We start from the raw sequence: 23,843 nt of genomic DNA on the forward strand, positions 1-23,843 counted from the left end.
GGCACGTCCTTAGGGGGGATTTCCCTACAGTTCTAGTCATTAGATCACTTGCTGTCCAGACCCACGGTGAAGATCCGCTACTGTCGCCTCCTCACGCTGCGCGGCCCGTCCAGCCGGAGGAATGACCCGCCGATGTCCCCAGCCACGGCTCGCCGATCACGGCTCGGCTCACGTCTGGGCGCGGTCGTCCTGGCCGCCGTGCCCACGCTCGTCCTCGCCCTGCCTCGCGAACCGTACGGCTGGTTCGCCTACCGGCCGGTGGTGACGAGCGTCGCCGCCGCGGTCGCGGGGGAGGCCGTGGTCTGGGCGGACATGCTGCTGCCGGTGGCGCTGGCCCTGCTGGTGCTGTGGGTGCCCTCCTGGACCCGCGCGCTCGGGCTCCCGCTCACGCTGCTCGTCATCGCGGCCGACGTGATGGTCCCGCTGCGCTACCCGTGGGTTCCCTCCCAACGGTCGCGCTCGCCGTCACCGCGGTCGCCGTCGCCGGTCTCGGCGTGCGTGGAGCCCGGGTGCTGACCCTCGTCACCGTGGCGGGGCTGACGTTCCTCGTCCAGCCGATCACCGGCTACGAGTTCCCGGCGGCCTGCCTGCTCGACCTGAGCCGCTGGCCGTATCTGGTCGCGGTCCTCTTCCTCCTGCTCGCGTGCGTCCCGGGAGCGGTGCGGCGGCTTCGTCCGTGACCGGTGCGGCGGATATGAAGGGGAGATGCCCTTCGCGACGGGGAGGCGGCCCGAGCGGCTGACCGTGATCCTGGTCCTGCTGACGGGGGTCACGGGCGTGGTCGAGGCGGTGAGCTTCCTGGGGCTCGGTCACGTGTTCACCGCGGTGATGACCGGCAACGTGCTGTTCGCCGGGTTCGGCCTGGCGGGCGGCTCCATCCAGGCGGCCCGGCCGCTCGTGGCCCTCGCGGCGTTCGCGGCCGGTGCCATCGGCGGGCACTGGACGCACGGCGTGCTGGTAAGGCGGCGGGGGCGGTGGTGGCTGGCGTTCGCGCTCGCCGGCGAGGGTGTGCTCATCCTGGTGGCGGCGCTGCTCGCGCTGCTCCTGGGCGACAGCCTGCAACACGATCCGCACCGCTTCGCCGTCATCGTCCCCCTGGCCGTGGCGATGGGCTCGCGCAACGCCACGGTGCTGCGGGTGGCGGCCCACGACCTGCCGACGACCGTGGTGACCCGGTCGCTGGCGGGACTGTTCATGCTGTCGCCGCTGGAGACCGCGGGCCGGCGCTTCGCCACGGTCGCCGCGACCTTCGCCGGCGCCGTGCTGGGAACGCTCCTGCTCGGCGTGCATCCCGCGGTGCCGCTCCTGGTGGCCGCCGCCGTCGAGGTGGTGGCCGGCCTGATGTGCCCGCCGGCGAAGGTCTGAGGGCTCTTACCTCGCTCCGGAGAACAGCCGGTCCAGGTGGGCGGTCAGCAGGGCCACGGCCTCCGGCCCGTCGTACTGCCCGGCCAGCACGCTGGACTGGAGCCCCGTCACCAGGGCGAGCACGATGGCCGCCGCGACTCTCGGATCGTCTCCCCCGGCGACCTGGCCCGCCTCCTGGGCCTCCCGGATGTGGCGGGCCACCAGGTCGCGCAGCGCGTTCGCGTACGTCAGGCCATCGGGGGAGAGCTCCGGCCGGGTGAGGGTGAGCGTGTAGTGCGCCTGGTAGGCCAGCACGATCCGGCGGCTCTCGTCGTCGGAGGGGATCAGCGCCGGCAGCGCGCCGTACAGGAACGTGCGCGGCGTGACCGGCTCGCCGAGTGCCGCCACGGCCCGGGCCACCCGCTGGGCGATCAACCGGCCGAGGTGCGCGAGCACGCCGCGCAGCAGCTCCTCCTTGGTGTGGAAGTAGTACTGCACCAGCCGCAGCGAGACGCCGGCCTCGGCCGCCACCTCACGCATGCTGGCCGCCTCCAGGCCGCGTGACGCGGCGATTCGGACGACCGCCTCGGCGATCTGGCTCCGGCGCTCCTCATGGTCCACTCGCTTCGGCACATTTCTATGATACAGCTGTATCAAGAAGACGGTCGAATGGAGAGAAGTCATGGCAAATCGCCCCCGGATCGGTCGGTTCCGCAATGACAAGGCGGAGGAGCGCTACTTCGCCGGCTACGACGCGGCCATCCGTGACTGGCCGGTGGCGCTGGAGCCGCTGGACGTCCCCACCGCCTACGGCATCACCCGCCTCTACCGCACCGGCGTCCCGGACGGCCTGCCGGTGATCTTCTTGCCCGGCCACAGCGGGAACTCCCTGGGCTGGATCCACACCAGCGGCCCGGTCGGCGCCGCCCATCCCGTCTACCTCGTGGACCCCGTCGGGGCGGCCGGACGCAGCGTCCAGACCAGGCCCCTCGACGGACCCGGCGACCTGACGGACTGGCTCGCCGAGGTCCTCGACGGCATCGGCGCTCCCGCCGCGTACCTCGTGGGCTTCTCCTACGGCGGCTGGCAGGCGCTGCAGGCGGCCATCCGCATGCCCGAGCGCGTGGCCGGGATGACGCTCCTCGACCCGGCCGCTTTCCGCGTGGCCGGCCTACGCCACTACGCCTGGGGCTTCGCCTGCGGGCTCGGCCTCCACGCGCCGCCGTGGATCAGGCGTCCCCTGGCCCGGTTGATCCACACCGACTCGATCAACCGGCCGGACAAGATCATCATGGTCGCCATCTCGGGCGCGTACCTGTACGAGCAGGCGCTCCCGCCGATGGTGCCGCTGACGGACGAGGAGCTGGCCGCCGTCACCGTGCCCACCCGGATCCTGTTCGGCGCGCACAGCACCATGCAGGACTCGGCGGCGGAGGCTCGGCGCCTGGCCCGGCTGACGCCCTCAGCCGAGGTGGAGCTGCTGCCCGGCAGCGGCCACTCCGTCGCGTTCGACGTCCCCGATCTCGTCAACGCGCGCATCCTGGAGCACGCCGGCCGCGTGGCCCGCCAGCCCGGCTGATAACGGAATGACCCGGTAACCCGCGCCGGGATACCCTGCGCGGGGCGGACCGGAAGGAAGAGGGAAGGCGTCATGGGGCATGTGGAGATCGGGCATCTGACGTACGTCCTGCCGGACGGGCGGCCGCTGCTCAACGACGTGTCCTTCCGCGTCGGCGAGGGCGTCAAGGCCGCCCTCGTCGGCCCCAACGGCGCCGGCAAGACCACCCTGCTGCGGCTCATCGCCGGAGACCTCCAGCCCGTCGAGGGCGGCGTGACGAGCTCCGGCGGGCTCGGCGTGATGCGCCAGTTCGTGGGCAGCGTGCGGGACGGCAGCACCGTCCACGACCTGCTGCTCAGCGTCGCGCCGCCGGCGGTGCGCCAGGCCGCCGAGCGGCTGGAGGCGGCCGAGCTGGTCATGATGGAGCGCGACGACGAGAAGACGCAGATCCGCTACGCGCAGGCCATCACCGACTACACCGACGCGGGCGGCTACGACATCGAGGTCCTCTGGGACACCTGCACCGTCGCCGCGCTCGGCGTCCCGTACGACGACGTGAAGTACCGCGACGTGTCGACCCTGTCGGGCGGCGAGCAGAAGCGGCTCGTCCTGGAGGCGCTGCTGCGGGGCCCCGACCAGACGCTCCTGCTGGACGAGCCCGACAACTACCTCGACGTGCCCGGCAAGGAGTGGCTGGAGCGGCAGCTCAGGGAGACCCCCAAGACGGTCCTCCTGGTCAGCCACGACCGCCAGCTTCTCGCCAACGCCGTCGACCGCATCGTCACCGTCGAGGCCGGCAACATCTGGATCCACGGCGGCGGCTTCGCCACCTACGGCGAGGCGCGCAGGGCCCGCAACGAGCGCCTCGACGAGCTGCGCAGGCGCTGGGACGAGGAGCACGCCAAGCTCAAGGCCCTGGTCAACATGCTGAAGAACAAGGCACGCTACAACGACGGCATGGCCGCCCCCTACCACGCGGCCCAGACCCGGCTGCGCAAGTTCGTGGAGGCCGGGCCCCCGGAGGTGCCGCCCGCCGAGCAGAACATCAGCATGCGGCTCAAGGGCGGCCGCACCGGCAAGCGGGCGGTGATCTGCGAAGGGCTGGAGCTGACCGGCCTGATGCGGCCGTTCGACCTGGAGGTCTGGTACGGCGAGCGCGTCGCGGTCCTCGGCTCCAACGGCTCGGGCAAGTCCCACTTCCTGCGGCTGCTCGCGGGCGAGCCGGTACGGCACGCCGGCACGGGCCGGCTCGGCGCCCGCGTCGTACCCGGCCACTTCGCCCAGACCCACGCCCGGCCCGACCTGCTCGGCCGCCCGCCGGTCGAGATCGTCATGACCGAGCACGCCAAGGACAAGAGTCAGGCCATGAAGGCGCTGGCCCGCTACGAGCTGGCCGGAATGGTCGCCGAGCAGCGCTTCGACACACTCTCCGGCGGCCAGCAGGCGCGGCTGCAGATCCTGCTGCTGGAGCTGTCCGGCGCCACGCTGCTGCTGCTCGACGAGCCGACCGACAACCTCGACCTGGCCAGTGCCGAGGCGCTGCAGGTGGGGCTCGACGCCTTCGACGGCACGGTCCTCGCGGTCACCCACGACCGCTGGTTCGCCGCCGACTTCGACCGTTTCCTGGTCTTCGGCTCCGACGGGACCGTCTACGAGGCACCACACCCGGTATGGGACGAGACCAGGGTCGTGCGGGCGCGTTAAAGAGTTGGTACGGCAGGCGCGTGTCCCCTGCCAGCCGTACCCATGAAGCGGCTATCACGGCAAAGTGATCCCGCGTAGCCGAACCGTCAGCCTTCTCGCACTCGGGGCGATCTGCCTCGCCGGGTGTTCGACAGAGGTTTCCTCAGAACCCAAGCTCAAGCCGCTCACGCTCAAGGAGCAGGTGTCACACGTCTCGAAGTCGTCCGACGGGTACGTCGTCAACTGGGCGGGAGTCCTCGCCAACGACAACCCGTGGCACTTCGGCGAGCACGTGGTCGCCACGATCGTCGGCCGTGACGCCGCCGGGCATGAGGTGGTCAGGATGGACCAGCCGCTCGACGCCGTGCCGCCCAACGGTGACCTGGCCTTCACCGGCCACGCCAACGCCGAGCGCAAGCCGGCGAAGGTGTCCATCGAGTACCGGCCCGCCCAATGGCGGATCGCCGCCCGCGTCCCGTCGGCCTTCCGGCCGTTCCCGGTGACGCGGATTCAGACCCTGCCGCAGAAGGACGGCTCGGTCGTGATCACCGGTTACGTGGGCAACCCGTACCGCCTTCCGGCGGGCAGCCTGGTGGTCAACGCGCTGCTGCGCGGCCGGGACGGCAAACTGCTCGGGGGAGGCAGCACGTTCGTCGACGACGTCAAGCCGGGCCGCTCGCCGCGCTTCGTGCTGACCGTGGAGGGGCTGCCCGACAAGAGCACGGTGACCGAGGCCGAGGTGACGGCCCGCACGTGGGGCTCGACGGCGCGGCCGTACGAGGAGCTGGCGATGGGCGGCGCGGTGCCGCTGCACACGATCAAGCCGTCCATGCCGCCGTTCGCCGTGGACCGGGGCAGCTCGGTCGACACCGAGCACAAGGAGTGATCGCCGCCGCGTCCGTCTCCTCCCGGGACGCGGCAGGCGGGTAATGCGAAATTTACTCTAAAAAGGCTAATGAATACTTCTGGCAGGGCAATTCCGGTGCTGTTCCGACGACCAAGGTGAACGAGCGGCGCCGTACGCGTCGAAAGGGTAGAACTACAAGTTACTAATCCATTACATTCGGTCATATGAATGACCGCGTCCTGGTCGAAGCGCTCCGCGCCGGCGACCCGGATGCCCTCGCCGCGCTCTACGACGCGTACGCCGAGGGCATCTATAGATACTGCTGGTCCCTTCTTCCGCACTCCGACAGCGCGCAGGTGGCGCTCCGCGACACCCTGATCGCGGCCGCGGCGCACGCCGGCTCCCTTTCCGATCCGGGGCGGCTGCGGACGTGGCTCTACGCGCTGGCCCACGCCGAGTGCGTGCGCCGGCGGCTGGCCGCCCACCGGCCCGCCGCCGGCGACCCTGCGACGGGGGCTGCGGCGGGCTCTTCGACGGGCCCCGAGGCGTGGCCCGAGGTGTTCGTTCCCGTCGCCGATCCACCGGTCGAGGAGCTCTTCGCGCCCGGCCCGCCCGGCGATCCGGCCGACGCCGACCTGCGCGTCATGGCGGCCAACGCGGTCCGCGACCTGCCCCTCGCCGATCGGGCGGTGCTGGAGCTGACGACCCGGCACGGCCTGACGCTGGCTGAGGTGGCCGCGGTGCTCGGCGTGCGCCCGCGCCAGGTCGAGGCCGCTCACGCGCAGGCCCGCGAGCGGCTGCGCGACGCGATCACGGCCGAGGTCCTGGCCCGCAAGGGACCCTACGACTGCGCCAGGCGGGCGCAGATCCTGTCCGGGTTCGCCGGTGAGCTGACGCCCGAGATGCGCGACCAGCTCGTCCGGCACCTGCCCCGGTGCGAGACCTGCGCGCCGCACCGCACCCGCCCGGTGTCGGAGGCCAAGGTCTTCGACCTGGTGCCGCCGGTGCCGCTGCCCGACGCGCTCAGGGTCAGGGTGCTGAGCTGCTTCGCCGACCCCGAGCTGCTGCCGTACCGGCGTTACGTCGCGAGGCGATCGGGGGCACTCGACCCCGCCGGGTTTCCCGTACCCGGTGACAGGCGGCCTCGCCGGTGGCCTCAGGCGGTGGCTGGCACGCTGGCGGCGGTCGCGTCCATGGTGGCGATAGCGGCCGTCTTCCACCAGTTCGACGGCGACCTGCATCGGCAGGGTGGCGGCACGCCCGTCGCCCTGCCCGCGACGGCCGAGCCGCCCGGCGCCCGGCTGCCGTGGGGCCCCGCGCCGGACGACCCCGCGGTCGATGTCGAGCCCATCGTCGAGCCGATCGTGGACTCGCGGGCGACGTTCCCGTACGGGATGTTCCACTCGGTCACGCCGGTCGCGCCGCCGACGGGGGGCGCCCTTCCCACCCAGGGCTCCCTGCCGGGCTCCACCGCCGCCACGCAGGCGCCCGCGACGCCCCCGTCGTCCCCGGCCCGGCCGACCGCCACCTCCCGCCCCCCTGGCGGCCCCGTCACGCCGCCGGGCGTCCCGGGCACTCCGGGGACTCCCGGAAACCCGGGTAATCCGGGCACTCCGAACAACCCAGGCACTCCGGGCGCCCCCGGCGACCCGAGCGACGGAGGGCCCAGAGAGCACCAGAGCCACGGCCCCGGCGCCACCCCCTGTCCCCCGGGGCATCCCACCGGGAAGCCCACCGGGCATCCCACCGGGAAGCCCACCGGGAAGCCCACTGTGAAGCCCGTCCCCACCTCGGTGCCCGCTCCCACCCCACCCCCCGCCGTCACCCCGGTCCCGACCGCCGAGCAGCCCCCCACGCCGTCCCTCACGGCCGCCCCCTGACAACGTTCGTGCAGGCCTACCAGCTCCGCGAGGACCCGCACCTCGGCTGCAGGGTCTGCCCGCTGCCCGTCCGTCCGGAGCTGGCCGACCTGGTGACCAGGAGCCACCGGACGGCCTGGCCCACCTGGCTCGACCGCGGCCCGCGCATGCTCCGCGACGTCCTGGAGCTCTGCCGCCTGCGCACCGCCCGCGGCCTGGCCGTCCTGTCCTGGCTCGCCGCCGACCAGCCGCAGGACGAGCTCGACTGGTTCTGGGCCTCCCGCAGGCTGACCGGCCCGCGGCAGGAGCGCATGTACGCGGCCGCCGCCGATGTGCCCGACCCGGTGCTCGCCCTGGTGCTGGCCAACTGGACATGGGCGCTCGGCAGCCTCCACGGTGGCCGGATCACCGCCCCGTACCTGGCCGGAGCCGCCTACCCCGGTGACGGCTTCCAGGCCGCCGACGCCACCATGACGCTCTACCAGACCTACGACCGGCACCCCGAGACACGCCCGGCGATCACCGCGGCGTGGGCTGCGGCCCGGGTCGGCGCGGACTGGTGCCAGGCCGCCGCCCTGCGCGCCCGCTACGGCACCCAGACGCCCGTCTTCACCTACCCGCGCGGCGCGCCCCCGCCGCCGCTCGGCGTCCGCCCCTGGATGCGGCGCCTGCTCCGCCTCGGCTGAACACGCTCCGTGAGTTGTGTGTGTGCGCAGAGTAACCTCTGGGAAAGGTGGTGCGTAATGCCACCAAAGAGGAGGGGAAACCATGCGCTCCGTCAGGGCGGGCCTCGCCGCCTGCCTGGTCGTCGCCCTGTGCCCACCGGCCGGCCCGGCCGCCGCGCTCTCCGGTCCGGCCTCCGCGGTCTCCGTGCCGGCCCGCCTCTCCGTGCCGGCTCACGTCTCCGGCCGCTTCGGCGCGCCGGTCGTGGCCGGGCGGCCGCCGTCCACGCGTGAGGTCTCCCGCGCCCGCCGGGTCGTACGGCAGCGCAGCAAGGAGCTCGGTGTCGCCAGCGCCGCCCTCGTCCACGCCCGCTCACGCCTCGACGAGCTGACCGCGAACGTCGAGCGGCTGGTGGAGGCGTACAACGGCGAGATGGTCCGGATGCGCCAGGCCAACCAGGCGTACGACGAGGCACGGGCGCGGCTGGCCTCGGCCGACGCGGAGGTCGAGTCGGGACGGCGGGCCGTCGCCGTGCTCGCCGCCGAGAGTTACGGCGGCTTCGACCTGAGCAGGCCGCTCCTCCTCCTGATGAGCGACACCGGCGACTACGACGGCTACCTGCACCGGGCCAGCGTGCTGGAGCAGATCAGCGGAGAGCGCGCCCTCGTGCTCGACCGGATGCGCGACGCCCAGGCGGTCGCCGGCATCCTGCGCGCCCAGGCCGCCGACGCCTACGCCGAGCAGCAGGCGGCGTCACGGCGCGCCGAGCAGGCCAAGATCGCGGCCGACCGGGCCGTGACCCGGCAGCGCGAGGAGACCAGAAGCCTGCGCAGGGAGCTCCACGGGCTGGAGCGCCGGGTCGACGCGGCCCGGAGCAGGGCCGACCGGCTGGCCAGGGAGCGCCAGGCGGCCCGCCAGGCCCGGCTCGCCGGCCTCAGCGGCGGCCTGGTCGCCAAGGGATCGGCCGGCGGCGACCTGGCCGCCAACTGGGCGCTGACCCAGCTCGGCAAGCCGTACGTGTGGGCGGCCGCCGGGCCGTCGACCTACGACTGCTCCGGCCTGACCATGCGGGCCTGGGAGCAGGTGGGAGTGCGGCTGGACCACTGGACGGGCACCCAGTGGACCTCAGGACCGCACGTCCCGCTCGACCAGCTCCACCGCGGCGACCTGCTGTTCTTCGGCTACGAGAGCGCGGACCCCGGCACCATCCACCACGTGGGCATCTACGTGGGCGACGGCATGATGGTCCACGCGCCGCAGACCGGCGACGTGGTGCGGGTCGCCTCGATGTGGCGGCCGGACCTGGTGGGCGCCACCAGGCCGGCCTGAGGGGTCAGTGAGCGTGGCCCTCTTCGCGCGCCCGCTCGAAGGAGCGCTTGATCTCGACCTCGGCCTCCATGCGGCCGACCCAGTTGGCGCCCTCGACCGACTTACCGGGCTCCAGGTCCTTGTAGACCTCGAAGAAGTGCTGGATCTCCAGCCGGTCGAACTCGGGCACGTGATGGATGTCGCGGATGTGCTCCATGCGCGGGTCGGTGGACGGGACGCAGAGGACCTTGTCGTCACCGCCCTTCTCGTCGGTCATCCGGAACATGCCGACCGCGCGGCAGGTGATGTAGCAGCCCGGGAACGTCGGCTCCTGCAGCAGCACCAGCGCGTCGAGCGGGTCGCCGTCCTCGCCGAGGGTGTGCTCGATGAAGCCGTAGTCGGCGGGGTACTGCGTGGAGGTGAACAGGAGCCGGTCAAGCCTGATCTTCCCGGTCTCGTGGTCCACTTCGTACTTGTTCCGTTGTCCCTTGGGAATCTCAACGACAACGTCGAACTCCACCGCGGTTCCTCCGCTCATACCCCCCGGCACCCCCGGGTGGGCGTTAATGTCTCGTAGGCGAACACCAGGAGAGAGGTCAGGGACGTGGCGCGGCACGAGCGGTGGGTGATGCTGACCACGCTCGCCCTGCTCCAGGTCCTGACGATCGTCATCGGCGTCTACGCCGTGACGAGCGACCTGAACCTGGGCGCCCTGACGAGGCAGTCGTCACCGGACGAGCCGACGGCGTCTCCCGAGGGGTCTCCCGCCGCCCCCGTGGTCACCGCGGGCCCGGTACTGCCCGGGCTGCCGGCGAGGGCCGGAGACGGACCTCTCCCGACTAAGAGTACTTTGACCCGCCAGCTCACCGACGCGCTGGGGGACAAACAGCTGGGGGCCCGGGTGGGCGCCGTCGTCCTGGACGCGGCCACCGGGGAGCGGATCTTCGCCGCCGGCGCGGACACGGGCATCACCCCCGCCTCCACCACGAAGCTGGTCACCAGCACCGCCGCGCTCGCCTCGCTCGGTCCCGACGCCCGCCTGGCCACGCGGGTCGTGCAGGGCGCGTCGCCCGGCACGGTCGTGCTGGTCGGCGGCGGCGACCCCACGCTGGCGGGCCCCTCGGCCAGGCCGGGCTCCTACCCCAGGCAGGCATCGCTGGCCACGCTCGCCGCGCGCACCGCCGCCGCGCTCAAGGTCAAGGGCGTCACCAAGGTCACGCTCTCGTACGACGCCTCGCTCTACACCGGCTCGGGCGTCTGCTCCTGCTGGAAGCCGAACTACATCCCCGACGGCGAGGTCGCGCCCGTGTCCGCGCTGGCGATGGACGAGGGCCGCCGCACCCCCAGCCAGTCCACGCCGCGTGTCTCCGACCCGCCGCGCTACGCCGCCGCCGCGTTCGCCCGGCTCCTCGGCCGCCAGGGCATCGGCGTGGCGCGGTCCGTCCGCCCGGCCAAGGCCGCCGCCGGCGCGGCCGAGCTGGCCCGCGTCGAGTCGCCACCCGTCTACGCCCTGGTCGAGCACACCCTGACCTTCAGCGACGACGACCTGGCCGAGGCGCTGGCCCGCCAGGTTGCGGTCAAGGAGGGGCAGCCCGCCTCCTTCGAGGGCGGCGCCGCCGCGACCCTGCAGGTGCTCAAGCGGCTCGGCCTCTCGAGCGGGGTCCAGATCCGCGACGGCAGCGGCCTGTCGCCGTTCAACCGCATCAGCGCCGACGCGCTGGCCCGCGTCATCGCCACCGCGAGCGGCCCTACCCACCCGGAGCTGCGCGCCATCGCCTCCGGCATGCCGATCGCCGGCTTCTCTGGCACGCTCGGCAACGGCACGCGCTTCACCGAGGCCGACAGCAAGGGACAGGTCGGACTGGTCCGCGCCAAGACGGGCACGCTCAACAACGTCAACACGCTGGCGGGGATGGCGACCACCAAGGACGGCCGGCTCGTCACGTTCGCCTTCATGGCCGACCGCGTCCCCCTCAACGCCGAGCCGATCCTCGACCGCCTCGCCGCCATCGTCTCCCGCTCCTGACACCCCGGCCCCATTCATCTCCTCTGTCCGGACACCCAGTGCTTCTTCGCGGGTTGGGAGAGGACCACGTACGGTGGACGGTATGCAGGTGATCGACTGGGATCTGGCCGTCTCGACCGGCACGCGCCTGGTGCGCCCCGGTCCCCAAGTGACCCGTGAGGAGGCCAGGCAGGCCGTCACCGAGCTCCGTACTCTCTCGCGGGAGGCCGAGGGCCACGTGCGGGAGTTCACCAAGATCCACGCCGACGCCGCGCCGCAGACGGCGACCGTCGTGGACCGGCCCGGCTGGATCAGGGCCAACGTCGAGGGCTTCCGCGTCGTGCTGGAGCCGCTCACCCAGCGGATCGGCGGCGGCGCCAATCCGCCCCCACCGATCGTCGCCGCCGTGGGCTCCCGCATCACCGGCGTCGAGGTGGGCGCCGTGCTGGCCTTCCTCGCCTCGCGGGTGCTGGGCCAGTACGAGCTGTTCCTGCCGCCGGACCCGTCGGGCCGGGAGCCTGCGGGCCGCCTGACGCTGGTGGCGCCCAACATCGTCCACGCCGAGCGGGAGATGAACGTCGACCCGCACGACTTCCGCCTGTGGGTGTGCCTGCACGAGGAGACGCACCGGGTGCAGTTCACCGGCGTGCCGTGGCTGCGTGAGTACATCCGCTCGCAGATGACCGAGTTCCTGCTCGCCTCCGACCTCGACCTCACCACGGTCCTCGAACGGCTGCGCAGTGCCGCCGACACCGTGGCCGACGTGGTGCGGGGCGGCGAGGGCAACCTCATCGACGTCATCCAGACACCCGCCCAGAAGGAGATCCTCGACCGGCTGACGGCCGTGATGACACTGGTGGAGGGGCACGGCGACTACGTGATGGACGCCGTGGGCCCCTCCGTGGTGCCGTCGGTGGCCGACATACGGGCCAAGTTCGCCCAGCGGCGCGAGGGCGGCTCCAAGCTCGACCGGACGATCCGCCGCCTGCTCGGCATCGAGCTCAAGATGAAGCAGTACGCCGAGGGCTCGGCGTTCGTGCGTACGGTGGTGGGCAAGGTGGGCATGGACGGGTTCAACCGGATCTGGACCTCTCCCGAGACGCTGCCGACGACGCAGGAGATCTCCGACCCGGACGCCTGGATCCGCCGCGTCATCGGCGCTCCTGCGCTCCCGGCCTGACCCGAGCCGTCTCCGGTGGGTCCGCATCCGGCCGTGGCCGACGTCCGGCGGGCCGTGCGGGAGGCCCTGGCCGGCCTGCCGCCGGACGGGCCGGTGCTCGTGGCGTGCAGCGGCGGCGCCGACTCGCTGGCGCTGGCCGCCGCGCTCGGCTTCGTCGCGCCCCGCGCCGGTCTGGAGGCCGGGCTGCTCACGGTGGACCACGGGTTGCAGGAGGGCTCGGCCGGGCGGGCCCGGGAGGTCGCCGCCCTCGCCGGGTCGCTGGGGCTGGGCGTGGCCGAGGTCCTCACCGTCGAGGTGGGGACCGAGGGCGGGCCGGAGGCCGCCGCCCGGGACGCCCGCTACCGGGCCCTGGCCGGGGCCGCCGACCGGCTCGGCGCGCAGGCCGTACTCCTGGGGCACACCCGTGACGACCAGGCCGAGACCGTGCTGCTCGGGCTGGCCAGGGGGAGCGGGCTGCGGTCGATCTCGGGGATGGCCGCGCGCAGCGGCCGTTACCTCAGGCCGTTCCTGGAGATCCCCCGCGCGACGACGGTCGCCGCGTGCCGGGCGCTCGGGCTCAGCCCGTGGGACGATCCGCACAACGCGGACCCCCGCTTCACCCGGGTGCGGGTACGCGCCCGGGTCCTGCCGCTGCTGGAGTCGGAGCTCGGGCCGGGGGTGGCCGAGGCGCTCGCCCGGACCGCCGCGCTGGCCCGGGAGGACGCCGACGCCCTCGACCTGTGGGCCGGGAAGGCTTATCAGGATTGCGCTCTTAGCGATATCGGCGGATGTGTGACACTGTCCGTCCCGGCGCTGGAAGCCCTCCCGGGGGCGGTGCGCGGGCGGGTGCTGCGCCGCGCCGCGGTCGCCGCCGGGACGCCCGCTGGAGCGCTGTCGGCGACGCACGTACGCGCCGTGGATCGCCTGGTCACGCACTGGCGCGGGCAGAAGCCGGTGGACCTGCCCGGGGGTCGGGCCGCGGTGAGGCGGTATGGCACCCTGATACTCGCCATCAGTCCCATCCCGTAAGGAACCACAGGTGGACGCTGCCGACATGGGCCAGGACCTGGAGAAAGTCCTCATTCCGGAGGACGAGCTCCAGGCGAAGATCAAAGAGCTCGCCGAGCGGATCGACCAGGACTACGCGGGCAAGGACGTGCTGCTCGTGGGGGTGCTCAAGGGTGCGGTCATGGTGATGGCCGACCTGGCCAGGGCGTTGCACGTGCCCGTGCAGATGGACTGGATGGCGGTGTCGTCCTACGGCGCGGGCACCAGGTCATCGGGTGTCGTGCGGGTGCTGAAGGACCTGGACACCGACATCATGGGCCGCCACGTGCTGATCGTCGAGGACATCATCGACTCCGGCCTGACCCTCCACTGGCTGCTGGAGAACCTGAAGTCGCGCGATCCCGCGTCGCTGGAGATCTGCGCCGCGCTGCGCAAGCCCGACGCGGTCAAGGTGCCGATCGACGTGAAGTACGTGGGTTTCGACATTCCCAACGAGTTCGTCATCGGATATGGCCTCGACTACGCGGAGCGTTACCGCAATCTGCCCTTCATCGGGACGCTCGCGCCCCACGTTTACGAGTAGCAATCCGATGAGCAGCCGGGAACACCACCCGACCTGACGTACGTTGGTAGGGCAAGACCGGTGTAGCGGGCGGTCCCTCCGCGCGCTGTGCCGGTGTACCTTCTGACTCCTGAAGGGTGACCGCGCGTCCTCTTCGGGTAGTCGGAAGAATCTCGCGGTGTCGGATGCCGCGGCCCCGGGACCTGTTCCGGGGTTCAAGGCCATGGTCAGGAAGGGACGGGCCCGCAAGGGGTTCCGCATCGGATGGATCTCAAGCGATTTACACGTGGGCCACTGCTGTGGATCCTGGGCATCGTCGTGCTACTCCTGCTCGTCACCCAGCTCTGGAGCGGCGGCGGAAACTTCAAGCAGGCCGACACGTCCACGGTCCTTCAGCAGATTCGCGCCGGAAATGTTAGTAACGCGAAGATTGTCGATAAAGACCAGCGGATCGAGCTGACGCTCTACAGCCCGATCACGGTCAGGCCGGGCGACACCCCGACCAAGACGATCCAGTCTGACTGGGTGGGCGGCTACGGCCCCAAACTGACCGAGGAGCTGCAGGCCCAGGTTCAGGCCGGCAAGACCAAGAGCTACACCACCGAGGTGCCGCAGGAGAACTTCCTCGTCAGCATCCTGGTGAGCTTCCTGCCGCTCGTCATCATCGTCCTCATCTTCCTGTTCGTCATGAACCAGATGCAGGGCGGCGGCTCGCGGGTGATGAGCTTCGGCAAGTCCAAGGCCAAGCTGATCACCAAGGACACCCCGAAGACCACCTTCGCCGACGTCGCGGGAGCCGACGAGGCCATCGAGGAGCTCCAGGAGATCAAGGAGTTCCTGCAGGCCCCGGCCAAGTTCCAGGCGATCGGCGCCAAGATCCCCAAGGGCGTGCTGCTGTACGGCCCGCCCGGCACCGGCAAGACCCTGCTGGCCCGCGCGGTCGCGGGCGAGGCCGGGGTGCCGTTCTACTCGATCTCCGGCTCCGACTTCGTCGAGATGTTCGTCGGCGTCGGCGCCTCGCGGGTCCGTGACCTGTTCGAGCAGGCCAAGGCCAACGCCCCGTCGATCATCTTCATCGACGAGATCGACGCCGTTGGCCGCCACCGCGGCGCCGGCCTGGGCGGCGGTCACGACGAGCGCGAGCAGACCCTCAACCAGCTGCTCGTCGAGATGGACGGCTTCGACGTCAAGGGCGGCGTGATCCTCATCGCCGCGACGAACCGGCCCGACATCCTCGACCCGGCGCTGCTGCGCCCGGGCCGCTTCGACCGCCAGGTCACCGTCGACCGTCCCGACCTGGAGGGCCGCAAGGGCATCCTGCGGGTCCACGGCCGCGGCAAGCCGTTCGCGCCGGACGTCGACCTCGACGTCATCGCCCGCCGCACGCCGGGCTTCACCGGCGCCGACCTGGCCAACGTGATCAACGAGGCCGCGCTGCTCACCGCACGCGCCGACCAGAAGCTGATCACGATGGAGGTCCTCGAAGAGGCGATCGACCGCGTCATGGCAGGGCCCGAGCGCAAGACCCGGGTCATGTCCGACAAGGAAAAGAAGATGATCGCCTACCACGAGGGCGGTCACGCGCTGGTGGCGCACGCGCTGCCGAACTCCGACCCGGTCCACAAGATCACGATCTTGTCCCGGGGTCGCGCGCTCGGCTACACGATGACGCTGCCCATGGAGGACAAGTTCCTCGCCACCCGCTCCGAGATGATGGACCAGCTCGCGATGCTGCTCGGCGGCCGCGCGGCGGAGGAGCTCGTGTTCCACGAGCCCACCACCGGCGCCTCCAACGACATCGAGAAGGCCACGGCCGTCGCCCGGCGCATGGTGACCGAGTACGGCATGAGCGAGCAGCTCGGCGCCCGCAAGTTCGGCACCGGGCAGGCCGAGGTGTTCCTGGGCCGTGAGATGGGCCACGAGCGCGACTACTCCGAGAAGATCGCTTCGACGATCGACGAGGAGGTCCGCCGCATGATCGAGACGGCGCACGACCAGGCGTGGGACATCCTGGTCGAGTACCGCGACGTGCTCGACAACCTCGTGCTGGAGCTGATGGAGAAGGAGACGCTCTCCCGCGACCAGGTGCTCCAGATCTTCGCGCCGGTCGTGGTCAGGGCGCACCGCCCCTCCTACGCCGGCTACGGCAAGCGGCTCCCGTCCGACCGCCCGCCCATCCTGACCCCGAAGGAGCAGTCGGCCAACGGCTCGCTCACCCCGGGCCACCAGGACGCGCTGCCCTCGGGAGACGGTGCGTGAAGTCGCACGACGTAGACCTGGGCCGGATCGAGAAGGCCGTCCGCGAGATCCTCTACGCCATCGGCGAGGACCCGGACCGTGACGGCCTGCTCGACACCCCGGCCCGGGTCGCCCGGGCCTACGCCGAGCAGTTCTCGGGCCTGGGCCAGACCCCCGAGGACGTGCTGAACAAGGTCTTCGACGTCGACCACGACGAGATGGTGCTGGTCAAGGACATCGAGGTCTACTCGACCTGCGAGCACCACCTGGTGCCGTTCCACGGCTTCGCCCACGTGGGCTACATCCCGAACGACCGCGGGCAGGTGACGGGCCTGTCCAAGCTGGCGCGCCTGGTCGACGTCTACGCCCGGCGCCCGCAGGTGCAGGAGCGGATGACGTCGCAGATCGCGGACGCGCTGATGCGGGTGCTGGAGCCGCGCGGGGTGATCGTGGTGGTGGAGTGCGAGCACCTGTGCATGACCATGCGGGGCGTGCGCAAGCCGGGCGCCAAGACCGTCACCTCGGCGGTCCGCGGCGACTTCCGCACCAGCGACAAAACCCGCGCCGAGGCGATGGCCCTCATCCTCGGGCGCCTCTGACCCGATAGCGATGAAGTTCCTGTCACGGCAGCTCTAATCGCGTGAGCTTCTGTCATGGCAGCCCCGAGAACGTGAGCTTCTGTCACGGCGGCCCTGAGACCACAGGCCTCCTTTACGGCACAGCCGCCTGGGCCCCAGTCGCCGTACGTGGCTGAGGGCCTCCAGGGAGACGCCCGCTGAGGCCCGCACGTGGCCGGCCGCCGCTACGCGCGCAACGCCGGCCACGGCCTCCCTCACGCCCGCCCACTTCCCTCAGCCCCTCTTGGCTGCCCTCTGCCGCCACGCCGCTCCACCCCCGTCCCCGGACATGGCTCCCCAGCCCGAAGCCCGCCCACGGCGATCCGACGGCCCAGCGACACCTTCCGGAAAACCCCAAGACTCCCTCGACGTCCGCGGGGACACCCGAGGACTCCCTCGACGCCCGCCGGACGCTGTTGCCCGCGACCGATCGCTGCCATGACGGCGGGGCCGCGCTGTGTCACTCCCCTACGCACTCCACTGTCGGCACGACGGCGGGGGCATGCGACGCCGCCCCCATCCGCACATACAGCCCCACCCTGCCGCCGGACCAGCGCCACGGACCGTGGGCCACCCCGGCACACCTCCCCGCGGCCCCCGGGCCGGCAGCCCGTGCGAGCGCCGCGAGACGGGCCTCTCGTCGCCTGCTCGGAAGGTGTGTCGGGAGGGGTGGGGGCTTGCCGGAAGGGGCGTAAAAAGGCGTCAAAAACGAGAGGACCGGCGGCAAGTGGGTCTGCGTGGGATTCGTTATCCACAATGGGGTACCCATGACATCAACAGGTCTGGGCAAGCGCCTAGGCTTGGGCCATGACAAGCGGGCCGACAAGCGTGCCAGGACTGGCAGCAGAGGAGCGGTGCCTCGTCATGGGCGTGGTCAACGTGACGCCCGACTCCTTCTCCGACGGCGGTCTGTGGTTCGACGAGGAGGCAGCCATCCGGCACGGGCTGGAGCTGGTCGAGGAGGGGGCCGACATCGTCGACGTGGGCGGTGAGTCGACCCGGCCCGGCGCGGCGCGGGTGTCCCTGGAGGAGGAGCTGGCGCGGGTGGTGCCGGTCATCAGGGAGCTCAGCGCCCGGGGTGTGGCCGTCAGCGTCGACACGATGCGGGCCGAGGTCGCCAGGGCGGCCGTGGCGGCCGGGGCGCGCCTCGTCAACGACGTGAGCGGCGGTCTGGCCGACCCCGAGATGCCGCGCGTGGTGGCCGACACCGGCGTCCCCTACGTGGTGATGCACTGGCGCGGTCACAGCGCCGACATGCAGAGCCGGGCCGTCTACTCCGACGTGGTGACCGAGGTGCGCGAGGAGCTCGCCAAGCGGGTGGACCTGGTGCTGGCCGAGGGCGTGTCGGAGGAGCAGGTCGTGCTCGACCCCGGCCTCGGCTTCGCGAAGAACGCCGCCCACAACTGGGCGGTGCTGGCCGGCATGCCGCGCCTGGCCGAGCTGGGCTATCCGCTGCTCATCGGCGCCTCACGCAAGAGGTTCCTGGGGCGGCTGCTCGCCGGTGACGACGGCGCCCCGCGCCCGTTCAGCCGTAGTGACGACGCCACGGTGGCCGTGACGGCGCTGGCCGCACGCGCCGGCGCCTGGTGCGTCAGGGTTCACAAGGTGGCGCCCAACGCCGACGCCGTCCGCGTGGCAGCCGCATGGGAGAGAGCCGGAGCCGATACATGAGCGTCGACACTGCCGCCATCGAGACCGTCAACCAGGACTTCTACACCGCGATCGAGGACGCCGACCTCGACCGGATGACGGAGATCTGGGCCGAGGACTCCGCCGACGAGCAGGTCAGCTGCGTCCACCCGGGTTGGTCGCTGCTGACGGGGCGGTCCGAGGTGCTGCGCTCGTGGGCGCTCATCATGGCCAACACCACCTACATCCAGTTCGTGCTGACCGACGTGAGCACGACCGTGCTGGGTGACGTGGCGGTCCTCACGTGCGTGGAGAACATCCTCACGGCCGGCGACGAAGGTGAGTCGAGCTTCGCCGCGGGCAAGGTTGTGGCGAGCAACGTCTATGTCCGTACCCCTCAGGGCTGGCGGCTGTGGATGCACCACGGCTCGCCGGTGCTCCAGGGCGATGACGACGAGGAGGAGGACGGCGAGCTTGAGCGCTGACCGGATCGCGCTGAAGGGCCTGCGCGCCCGGGGGCGGCACGGGGTGCTGCCCGCCGAGCGGGAGCTGGGGCAGGAGTTCGTGGTCGACGCGACGCTGTTCCTGGACACCCGGCCCGCCGCGGCGGCCGACGACCTCACCCTCACGGTCCACTACGGCGAGCTGGCCCAGGCGCTGGTCAAGGTCGTGGAGGGCGAGCCGGTGCAGCTGATCGAGACACTGGCGCAGCGCCTGGCCGACGTGTGCCTGGCCCACGACCGGGTGCGCTCGGTCGAGGTGAGCGTGCACAAGCCGGCCGCGCCGATCCCCGCGCCCTTCGACGATGTGATCGTCACGATCGAGCGGAGTCGCCCATGAGATGTGTCCTCTCCCTCGGCAGCAACCTCGGCCGGCGCTTCGACACGTTGCAGGGGGCCGTCGACACGCTGTTCGACGCTCCGGGGCTGGAGTTCGTCGCGGCGTCACCGGTCTACGAGACGGACCCGGTGGGCGGCCCGCAAGGCCAGCGCCCGTACCTCAACGCGATCGTGATCGCCGAGACGTCGCTGCCGCCGCGCGCGCTGCTGGAGCGGGCGCAGAGCGTCGAGAACGCCTTCGGGCGGGAGCGGCTGGAGCGGTGGGGTCCCCGCACGCTGGACATCGATCTCGTCGTGGTGGGCGAGACGGTCTCCGACGAGCCCGACCTCACGCTGCCGCATCCGCGGGCCCACGAGCGGGCGTTCGTGCTCGTGCCGTGGTGGCGGGCCGATCCCGAGGCCGTGCTGCCCGGTCACGGCGCGGTGGCCGACCTGCTCTCGGACGTCGACCAGCGGGGCGTGCGGCTCCGTGGCGAGCTCAAGCTGCAGAGGCCCGATTGAGGCCGACCCGTCCCGGCGCGCTCGTCGGTCTCGTCGTCGTCGTCGCCCTGCTCACCTGGATGGTGGTCAGGCAGTTCTATGCCGAGCTGCCCATCGTGCCGTGGACCGCGATCCCCACCGTGCTGCTGCTGGCCCTCGGTGAGGCGTACAGCGCGTGGATGACCAAGGCCCGCATCGACCGCAAGCCGGGCACCAAGCCGGTCGAGCCCCTCGCGGTGGCGCGGCTGGTCGCCCTGGCCAAGGCGTCGTCCTACGCCGGCGCGGTGTTCGGCGGGGTGTTCGCCGGGTTCGCGCTGCACACGGTCCAGCTCCTGACGCGGGAGACGCCGCGCACGGAGTTCTTCATCGCGACGGGTTCGTTCCTGGCGTTCGTCGCGCTCATCTGCGCGGCGCTCTTCCTGGAGCACTCCTGCCGCATCCCGGACGGCCCGGAGGATCAGAGCCCGAGGTAGCGCGCGACGCTCGTTGTCAGGCAGCCTGCGTGCCGCTGGTGGATCGTCGACCGGGTCCAGTGACTGGTTGATGCGGGGTCAGGCGGAACGGTCCGGGGACTATGCGTGGGGTTCTCGTCGGTGTGGCGAGAGATCCGATGCCGCCGCCGCTGCGCGCTCGGGGGCAGTCTGCGAGGCCCCATGTCGGCAGACTGCCTGAAAGGGATGGGCTGATGAGCGACGATTCCGCCCCCTGGCGGACGTCTCCACCTTTGACCATCCTTACCGAACTGACACGAGGACCCCTGTGACCTTCGACAAAAGGCCGTCCGACATGACCGATCCGGAACCCGTAGGAAGGGGCAGTCGTGCGGCCGGCGACTGGCCATTGGTGCATGCCGAGCGAGCGGCCCTGGCGGCGGACCTGGCGGATCTGACCGGCGAGCAGTGGGCGACGCCGTCGCTGTGCGCCGGGCTGAGCGTGCGGGAGGTGCTGGCGCACCTCACCGCGGGAGCGAGCCTCAACGGCGTGCGGTGGCTGGCGGGGGTGATCCGCTGCCGGTTCGACTTCGACAAGCAGGTCGCCATGCGGCTGGCCGAGCAGTTGGGCGCGACCGCGGCCGAGACGCATGACAGGTTCCGGCGTGTCATCACGAGCACCACCAAACCACCCCTCCCGATCAAGGCGATGCTGGGTGAGACGATCGTGCATGCCGAGGACATCCGGCGACCGCTGGGCATTCGCCACGACTACCCGATCGAGACCCTCACCCAGGTGGCCGAGTACTACCGGGGCTCGGATCTGGTCGTCGCCGCCAGGAGACGGATCGCCGGCCTGCGACTCGTCGCCACCGACAGTCCTTTCACCACGGGCTCCGGGCCGCTGGTGTCCGGCACCACGCTGGCCTTGGTGATGGCGACGACCGGGCGCTCGGTGTATTGCGATGAACTCGACGGCGACGGAGTCGCAGTCCTGCGCGATCGGCGCGACATGACATGACCCGGGTTCCGAAGTCCCGTCCGGCCCGGTCAGCCGGCCGCCGGTTCGGCGAGCCGGGGCCTCCAGGCCGGCGACCATCTGGGTCGACAGGCTGGCGCGATGCATGTCCTTCATCGACGTCACCGCGGCTCGTGCGGCGGACATCGCGTCGCGGGCGCTGAACTCGTCGCCATGTCCATGGCGCTGTAACGGGTGACACAGACCCGGCGCCGGCAGGGTCGGTTCTCCGCTCCGGCAGGCGAAGGGCGTCGCCTGCCGGAGCGTTCACCTTCTGTCCTGCAACTGTTCGGCGCTGGGGCGGCGGGTGCGGCGGTTGTAGAGGAGGAGGACCGGGAGGGTGCAGACCAGCGGTCCCAGGATGGCGATCGGGCGTTCCAGCCACCACTTGAGGTCCGGCGGCACCTCGGCGCCCAGCGTCCCGAACAGCCACCACGACACCCCCAGCGCGATCGCCATCCCGGTGGTGTGGAAGAGGAACAGCGGCAGCGCGAAGTTGTTGATCGTGGCGTTGACGTGCCGCCAGCCCGGCCGCTCCAGCACCCGCTCCATCGACGGCCGCAGCACCTCGACCAGCCCGATCTGGAAGATCAGCAGGGCGACGATGACGAACGTGGGCGGTGCCATGTTCGACCACTTGTCGCCCGGCACGCCGACCATGGAGCCCGGGTAGATGCCGGAGTAGACCAGGCCGAACAGGGCGAACAGCCCCGTCCACAGCACGCCCACGTCGTAGCGGCGGGGCAGGATGACGATCCGGTCGTAGAAGAACCCGGCCTGGTGGGCGAGCCCCCAGACCACGATCATGTTGAGCCAGCCCGCCCACTCCACGCCGTACCGGAAGCGGACCACGTCCACGACCAGTGCCGCGCCGCCGAGCCAGATCAGCGCCAGCACGTCGTAGCGCCGGTGCAGCCACAGCGCCACCGGCAGCAGCGCGATCAGCACCAGGTAGACGCCGAGGAACCACAGCGGGCTGAGCACGAGCAGCACGACCCGCCACATCCAGTCGACGCCGAACGCCCACGTCACGACGGCGCCGACGACCGTCCACACGCCCGACAGGACCAGCGCCGGGACGGCCAGCGCGCGGATGCGCCGCCACACGAACGCCCCGATGCCGACGCCGCGTTGCCTGGCCCGGTTCCAGGACAGCAGGTGGACGTGCCCGCCGACGTAGAAGAACAGCGGCAGCACCTGGAGCAGCCAGGTCAGGATCCACAGCCCCGAGGTGAACCCGAGCGGGCTGGTGGGCTCCGGCCCGCCGGGCTCCCACTGCAGGATCGTGAACGCCCAGTGCCACAGCACGACGACGATGAGGCTGAGCGCGCGCAGGAAGTCGACGTACTTGTCGCGGGGGGCGGCCGGGGGAGCCGTGGATTCGGGGGTGGTCACTTGTCGATGTCGCCCACGACGAAGAACATCGAGCCGAGGATGGCCACCATGTCGGCCACCAGGTGGCCGGGCAGCATCTCGCGCAGCACCTGGATGTTGTTGTACGAGGCGGAGCGGAGCTTGAGCCGCCACGGCGTCTTGTCGCCCTTGGAGACGAGGTAGTAGCCGTTGATGCCCAGGGGGTTCTCCGTCCAGGCGTACGTGTGGCCCTCGGGGACCTTCAGCACCTTGGGCAGGCGCTGGTTGATGGGGCCGGGCGGCAGCGAGCGGAGCCGCTCCACGCAGGCGTCGGCCAGGTCGAGGGAGACCTTGAGCTGCTCCAGCAGCACCTCGAAGCGGGAGTGGCAGTCGCCCGCGCCTCGCGTGACGACCTTCACGGGCAGCTCGGGGTAGGCGAGGTACGGCTGGTCGCGCCGCAGGTCGAGGTCCACGCCGGAGGCGCGGGCGATGGGGCCGCTGACGCCGTACTGCATGATCTGCTCGCGCGTGAGCACGCCCACGCCCTTGGTGCGGGCCAGGAAGATCTCGTTGCCGAGGATGAGGTCCTCGATGTCGGGGACGCGGCGCCGGGTCTCGGCCACCGCCTCCGACACCCGGTCGAGCCACCCGTACGGGAGGTCCTCCTTGAGGCCGCCGACCCGGTTGAACATGTAGTGCATGCGGCCGCCGGAGATCTCCTCCATGACGCCCTGGATGCGCTCGCGCTCGTTGAAGGCGTAGAAGACGGGGGTGATCGCGCCGAGCTCCAGCGGATAGGAGCCGAGGAACATCAGGTGGCTGAGCACCCGGTTGAGCTCGGCCAGCAGCGTGCGGGCCCAGACGGCGCGGACGGGCGGCTCCATGCCGAGCAGGCGCTCGGCCGCGATGACCACGCCCAGCTCGTTGGCGAAGCCGGACAGCCAGTCGTGCCGGTTGGCCAGCATGATGATCTGCCGGAAGTCGCGGACCTCGAACAGCTTCTCGGCGCCCCGGTGCATGTAGCCGATGATCGGCTCGGCCGTGGCGATGCGCTCGCCGTCCAGGGTGAGGCGCAGCCGCAGGACGCCATGGGTCGACGGGTGCTGCGGACCGATGTTGAGGATCATGTCCTCGGTCGCCAGCTCCTTCGCGCCCGCGCCGATGCCGACCACGCGTTCCGTCATAGGGCCCATGCTGCCACCGGTCGCCGTGGTGATCCAGCGCGGGGTGGACGGCCCCGTC

At 71.5% G+C, this 23,843-nt stretch carries 25 protein-coding genes; 21 read left to right on the top strand and 4 right to left on the bottom strand.

Annotated elements, in window-relative coordinates:
- The first annotated feature begins 132 nt into the window (after positions 1 to 132).
- From AB0H64_RS11035 to AB0H64_RS11045, 3 genes are read left to right on the top strand one after another with little or no spacing between them, the layout of a single operon-like run.
- Complete coding sequence (locus tag AB0H64_RS11035; RefSeq protein ID WP_357622715.1) at positions 133 to 516, top strand: hypothetical protein; 384 nt, start codon at positions 133 to 135, stop codon at positions 514 to 516.
- On the top strand, positions 510 to 680 hold the full coding sequence (locus AB0H64_RS11040; RefSeq protein ID WP_357622716.1) for a hypothetical protein: 171 nt from the start codon (positions 510 to 512) through the stop codon (positions 678 to 680). The genes AB0H64_RS11035 and AB0H64_RS11040 overlap by 7 nt, the downstream gene beginning before the upstream one ends.
- A 25-nt stretch (positions 681 to 705) precedes the next feature.
- Positions 706 to 1,365: a YoaK family protein gene (locus tag AB0H64_RS11045; protein WP_357622717.1), complete on the top strand. Its 660-nt coding sequence runs from the start codon at positions 706 to 708 to the stop codon at positions 1,363 to 1,365.
- 6 nt (positions 1,366 to 1,371) lie between these two features.
- Here the strand turns inward: AB0H64_RS11045 and AB0H64_RS11050 are convergent, their stop codons facing one another.
- Positions 1,372 to 1,977 carry a TetR/AcrR family transcriptional regulator gene (locus tag AB0H64_RS11050; protein ID WP_357622718.1) on the bottom strand — a complete coding sequence of 202 codons (606 nt, stop codon included), beginning with the start codon at positions 1,975 to 1,977 and terminating at the stop codon, positions 1,372 to 1,374.
- A gap of 49 nt (positions 1,978 to 2,026) precedes the next feature.
- Between AB0H64_RS11050 and AB0H64_RS11055 the strand changes: the two genes are divergently transcribed.
- The 6 genes from AB0H64_RS11055 to AB0H64_RS11080 all read left to right on the top strand — a co-directional run bounded on the left by AB0H64_RS11055 (position 2,027) and on the right by AB0H64_RS11080 (position 9,283).
- Positions 2,027 to 2,923 carry an alpha/beta hydrolase gene (locus AB0H64_RS11055; RefSeq protein ID WP_357622720.1) on the top strand — a complete coding sequence of 299 codons (897 nt, stop codon included), beginning with the start codon at positions 2,027 to 2,029 and terminating at the stop codon, positions 2,921 to 2,923.
- Positions 2,924 to 2,995: 72 nt separating this feature from the next.
- Positions 2,996 to 4,606 (top strand): ATP-binding cassette domain-containing protein, encoded by a 1,611-nt coding sequence (locus AB0H64_RS11060; protein WP_357622721.1) that lies wholly within the window; start codon positions 2,996 to 2,998, stop codon positions 4,604 to 4,606.
- A 181-nt stretch (positions 4,607 to 4,787) separates the two neighbouring features.
- On the top strand, positions 4,788 to 5,471 hold the full coding sequence (locus AB0H64_RS11065; RefSeq protein ID WP_357622722.1) for a hypothetical protein: 684 nt from the start codon (positions 4,788 to 4,790) through the stop codon (positions 5,469 to 5,471).
- Positions 5,472 to 5,656: 185 nt separating this feature from the next.
- Positions 5,657 to 7,312 carry a sigma factor-like helix-turn-helix DNA-binding protein gene (locus AB0H64_RS11070; protein ID WP_357622724.1) on the top strand — a complete coding sequence of 552 codons (1,656 nt, stop codon included), beginning with the start codon at positions 5,657 to 5,659 and terminating at the stop codon, positions 7,310 to 7,312.
- 8 nt (positions 7,313 to 7,320) lie between these two features.
- On the top strand, positions 7,321 to 7,977 hold the full coding sequence (locus AB0H64_RS11075) for a hypothetical protein (protein ID WP_357622725.1): 657 nt from the start codon (positions 7,321 to 7,323) through the stop codon (positions 7,975 to 7,977).
- An 82-nt stretch (positions 7,978 to 8,059) separates the two neighbouring features.
- Positions 8,060 to 9,283, top strand: a complete 1,224-nt coding sequence (locus AB0H64_RS11080) for an NlpC/P60 family protein (protein ID WP_357622727.1) — start codon at positions 8,060 to 8,062, stop codon at positions 9,281 to 9,283.
- 4 nt (positions 9,284 to 9,287) lie between these two features.
- Here AB0H64_RS11080 and AB0H64_RS11085 read toward each other — a convergent pair whose 3' ends face one another.
- A complete protein-coding gene (locus AB0H64_RS11085; RefSeq protein ID WP_310708026.1) occupies positions 9,288 to 9,782 on the bottom strand; it encodes an inorganic diphosphatase in 495 nt (164 codons plus the stop codon).
- Between the two features lie 84 nt (positions 9,783 to 9,866).
- Between AB0H64_RS11085 and dacB the strand changes: the two genes are divergently transcribed.
- The 12 genes from dacB to AB0H64_RS11145 all read left to right on the top strand — a co-directional run bounded on the left by dacB (position 9,867) and on the right by AB0H64_RS11145 (position 21,251).
- Positions 9,867 to 11,288: a D-alanyl-D-alanine carboxypeptidase/D-alanyl-D-alanine-endopeptidase gene (gene dacB, locus AB0H64_RS11090; protein WP_357622729.1), complete on the top strand. Its 1,422-nt coding sequence runs from the start codon at positions 9,867 to 9,869 to the stop codon at positions 11,286 to 11,288.
- A gap of 82 nt (positions 11,289 to 11,370) precedes the next feature.
- Positions 11,371 to 12,447: a zinc-dependent metalloprotease gene (locus AB0H64_RS11095; RefSeq protein WP_310708028.1), complete on the top strand. Its 1,077-nt coding sequence runs from the start codon at positions 11,371 to 11,373 to the stop codon at positions 12,445 to 12,447.
- A 15-nt stretch (positions 12,448 to 12,462) separates the two neighbouring features.
- Positions 12,463 to 13,455 carry a tRNA lysidine(34) synthetase TilS gene (gene tilS / locus AB0H64_RS11100; RefSeq protein ID WP_357622731.1) on the top strand — a complete coding sequence of 331 codons (993 nt, stop codon included), beginning with the start codon at positions 12,463 to 12,465 and terminating at the stop codon, positions 13,453 to 13,455.
- A 10-nt stretch (positions 13,456 to 13,465) separates the two neighbouring features.
- Positions 13,466 to 14,017, top strand: coding sequence for a hypoxanthine phosphoribosyltransferase (gene hpt / locus AB0H64_RS11105; protein WP_310708030.1), 552 nt, complete (start codon positions 13,466 to 13,468; stop codon positions 14,015 to 14,017).
- Between the two features lie 243 nt (positions 14,018 to 14,260).
- On the top strand, positions 14,261 to 16,255 hold the full coding sequence (ftsH, locus tag AB0H64_RS11110) for an ATP-dependent zinc metalloprotease FtsH (protein WP_357622734.1): 1,995 nt from the start codon (positions 14,261 to 14,263) through the stop codon (positions 16,253 to 16,255).
- Positions 16,252 to 16,833, top strand: coding sequence for a GTP cyclohydrolase I FolE (gene folE, locus AB0H64_RS11115; protein WP_310708032.1), 582 nt, complete (start codon positions 16,252 to 16,254; stop codon positions 16,831 to 16,833). Before ftsH ends, folE begins: the two co-directional genes overlap by 4 nt.
- A gap of 825 nt (positions 16,834 to 17,658) precedes the next feature.
- On the top strand, positions 17,659 to 18,522 hold the full coding sequence (folP, locus tag AB0H64_RS11120) for a dihydropteroate synthase (protein ID WP_357622736.1): 864 nt from the start codon (positions 17,659 to 17,661) through the stop codon (positions 18,520 to 18,522).
- Entirely contained in the window at positions 18,519 to 18,965 is a 447-nt protein-coding gene (locus tag AB0H64_RS11125) for a nuclear transport factor 2 family protein (RefSeq protein ID WP_357622737.1), read from the top strand. The genes folP and AB0H64_RS11125 overlap by 4 nt, the downstream gene beginning before the upstream one ends.
- Positions 18,928 to 19,320 (top strand): dihydroneopterin aldolase, encoded by a 393-nt coding sequence (gene folB / locus AB0H64_RS11130; RefSeq protein WP_357622738.1) that lies wholly within the window; start codon positions 18,928 to 18,930, stop codon positions 19,318 to 19,320. The genes AB0H64_RS11125 and folB overlap by 38 nt, the downstream gene beginning before the upstream one ends.
- Positions 19,317 to 19,820 carry a 2-amino-4-hydroxy-6-hydroxymethyldihydropteridine diphosphokinase gene (gene folK, locus AB0H64_RS11135; RefSeq protein ID WP_357622740.1) on the top strand — a complete coding sequence of 168 codons (504 nt, stop codon included), beginning with the start codon at positions 19,317 to 19,319 and terminating at the stop codon, positions 19,818 to 19,820. Before folB ends, folK begins: the two co-directional genes overlap by 4 nt.
- Complete coding sequence (locus AB0H64_RS11140) at positions 19,817 to 20,272, top strand: DUF3180 domain-containing protein (protein ID WP_357622742.1); 456 nt, start codon at positions 19,817 to 19,819, stop codon at positions 20,270 to 20,272. The genes folK and AB0H64_RS11140 overlap by 4 nt, the downstream gene beginning before the upstream one ends.
- Before the next feature lie 313 nt (positions 20,273 to 20,585).
- Positions 20,586 to 21,251, top strand: a complete 666-nt coding sequence (locus tag AB0H64_RS11145; RefSeq protein ID WP_357622744.1) for a maleylpyruvate isomerase family mycothiol-dependent enzyme — start codon at positions 20,586 to 20,588, stop codon at positions 21,249 to 21,251.
- Between the two features lie 264 nt (positions 21,252 to 21,515).
- Here AB0H64_RS11145 and AB0H64_RS11150 read toward each other — a convergent pair whose 3' ends face one another.
- Both AB0H64_RS11150 and AB0H64_RS11155 read right to left on the bottom strand, forming a co-directional pair.
- Complete coding sequence (locus AB0H64_RS11150; protein WP_357622745.1) at positions 21,516 to 22,643, bottom strand: acyltransferase; 1,128 nt, start codon at positions 22,641 to 22,643, stop codon at positions 21,516 to 21,518.
- Positions 22,640 to 23,785 (bottom strand): NADH-quinone oxidoreductase subunit D, encoded by a 1,146-nt coding sequence (locus tag AB0H64_RS11155; RefSeq protein WP_357622746.1) that lies wholly within the window; start codon positions 23,783 to 23,785, stop codon positions 22,640 to 22,642. The genes AB0H64_RS11150 and AB0H64_RS11155 overlap by 4 nt, the downstream gene beginning before the upstream one ends.
- Positions 23,786 to 23,843: the final 58 nt, after the last annotated feature.

It is taken from the genome of Nonomuraea sp. NPDC050733, assembly GCF_040654215.1.
Classification (GTDB): Bacteria; Actinomycetota; Actinomycetes; order Streptosporangiales; family Streptosporangiaceae; genus Nonomuraea.

Bases quoted from the DNA above. Each gene is read 5' to 3' on its own strand.
- AB0H64_RS11080 (WP_357622727.1), top strand. From the start codon at position 8,060: ATGCGCTCCGTCAGGGCGGGCCTCGCCGCCTGCCTGGTCGTCGCCCTG.
- AB0H64_RS11060 (WP_357622721.1), top strand. From the start codon at position 2,996: ATGGGGCATGTGGAGATCGGGCATCTGACGTACGTCCTGCCGGACGGG.
- AB0H64_RS11035 (WP_357622715.1), top strand. From the start codon at position 133: ATGTCCCCAGCCACGGCTCGCCGATCACGGCTCGGCTCACGTCTGGGC.
- AB0H64_RS11145 (WP_357622744.1), top strand. From the start codon at position 20,586: ATGACCGATCCGGAACCCGTAGGAAGGGGCAGTCGTGCGGCCGGCGAC.
- folP (WP_357622736.1), top strand. From the start codon at position 17,659: ATGACAAGCGGGCCGACAAGCGTGCCAGGACTGGCAGCAGAGGAGCGG.
- ftsH (WP_357622734.1), top strand. From the start codon at position 14,261: ATGGATCTCAAGCGATTTACACGTGGGCCACTGCTGTGGATCCTGGGC.
- AB0H64_RS11045 (WP_357622717.1), top strand. From the start codon at position 706: ATGCCCTTCGCGACGGGGAGGCGGCCCGAGCGGCTGACCGTGATCCTG.
- AB0H64_RS11055 (WP_357622720.1), top strand. From the start codon at position 2,027: ATGGCAAATCGCCCCCGGATCGGTCGGTTCCGCAATGACAAGGCGGAG.
- folK (WP_357622740.1), top strand. From the start codon at position 19,317: ATGAGATGTGTCCTCTCCCTCGGCAGCAACCTCGGCCGGCGCTTCGAC.
- AB0H64_RS11070 (WP_357622724.1), top strand. From the start codon at position 5,657: ATGAATGACCGCGTCCTGGTCGAAGCGCTCCGCGCCGGCGACCCGGAT.
- AB0H64_RS11155 (WP_357622746.1), bottom strand. From the start codon at position 23,785: ATGACGGAACGCGTGGTCGGCATCGGCGCGGGCGCGAAGGAGCTGGCG.
- AB0H64_RS11125 (WP_357622737.1), top strand. From the start codon at position 18,519: ATGAGCGTCGACACTGCCGCCATCGAGACCGTCAACCAGGACTTCTAC.
- AB0H64_RS11095 (WP_310708028.1), top strand. From the start codon at position 11,371: ATGCAGGTGATCGACTGGGATCTGGCCGTCTCGACCGGCACGCGCCTG.
- folB (WP_357622738.1), top strand. From the start codon at position 18,928: ATGACGACGAGGAGGAGGACGGCGAGCTTGAGCGCTGACCGGATCGCG.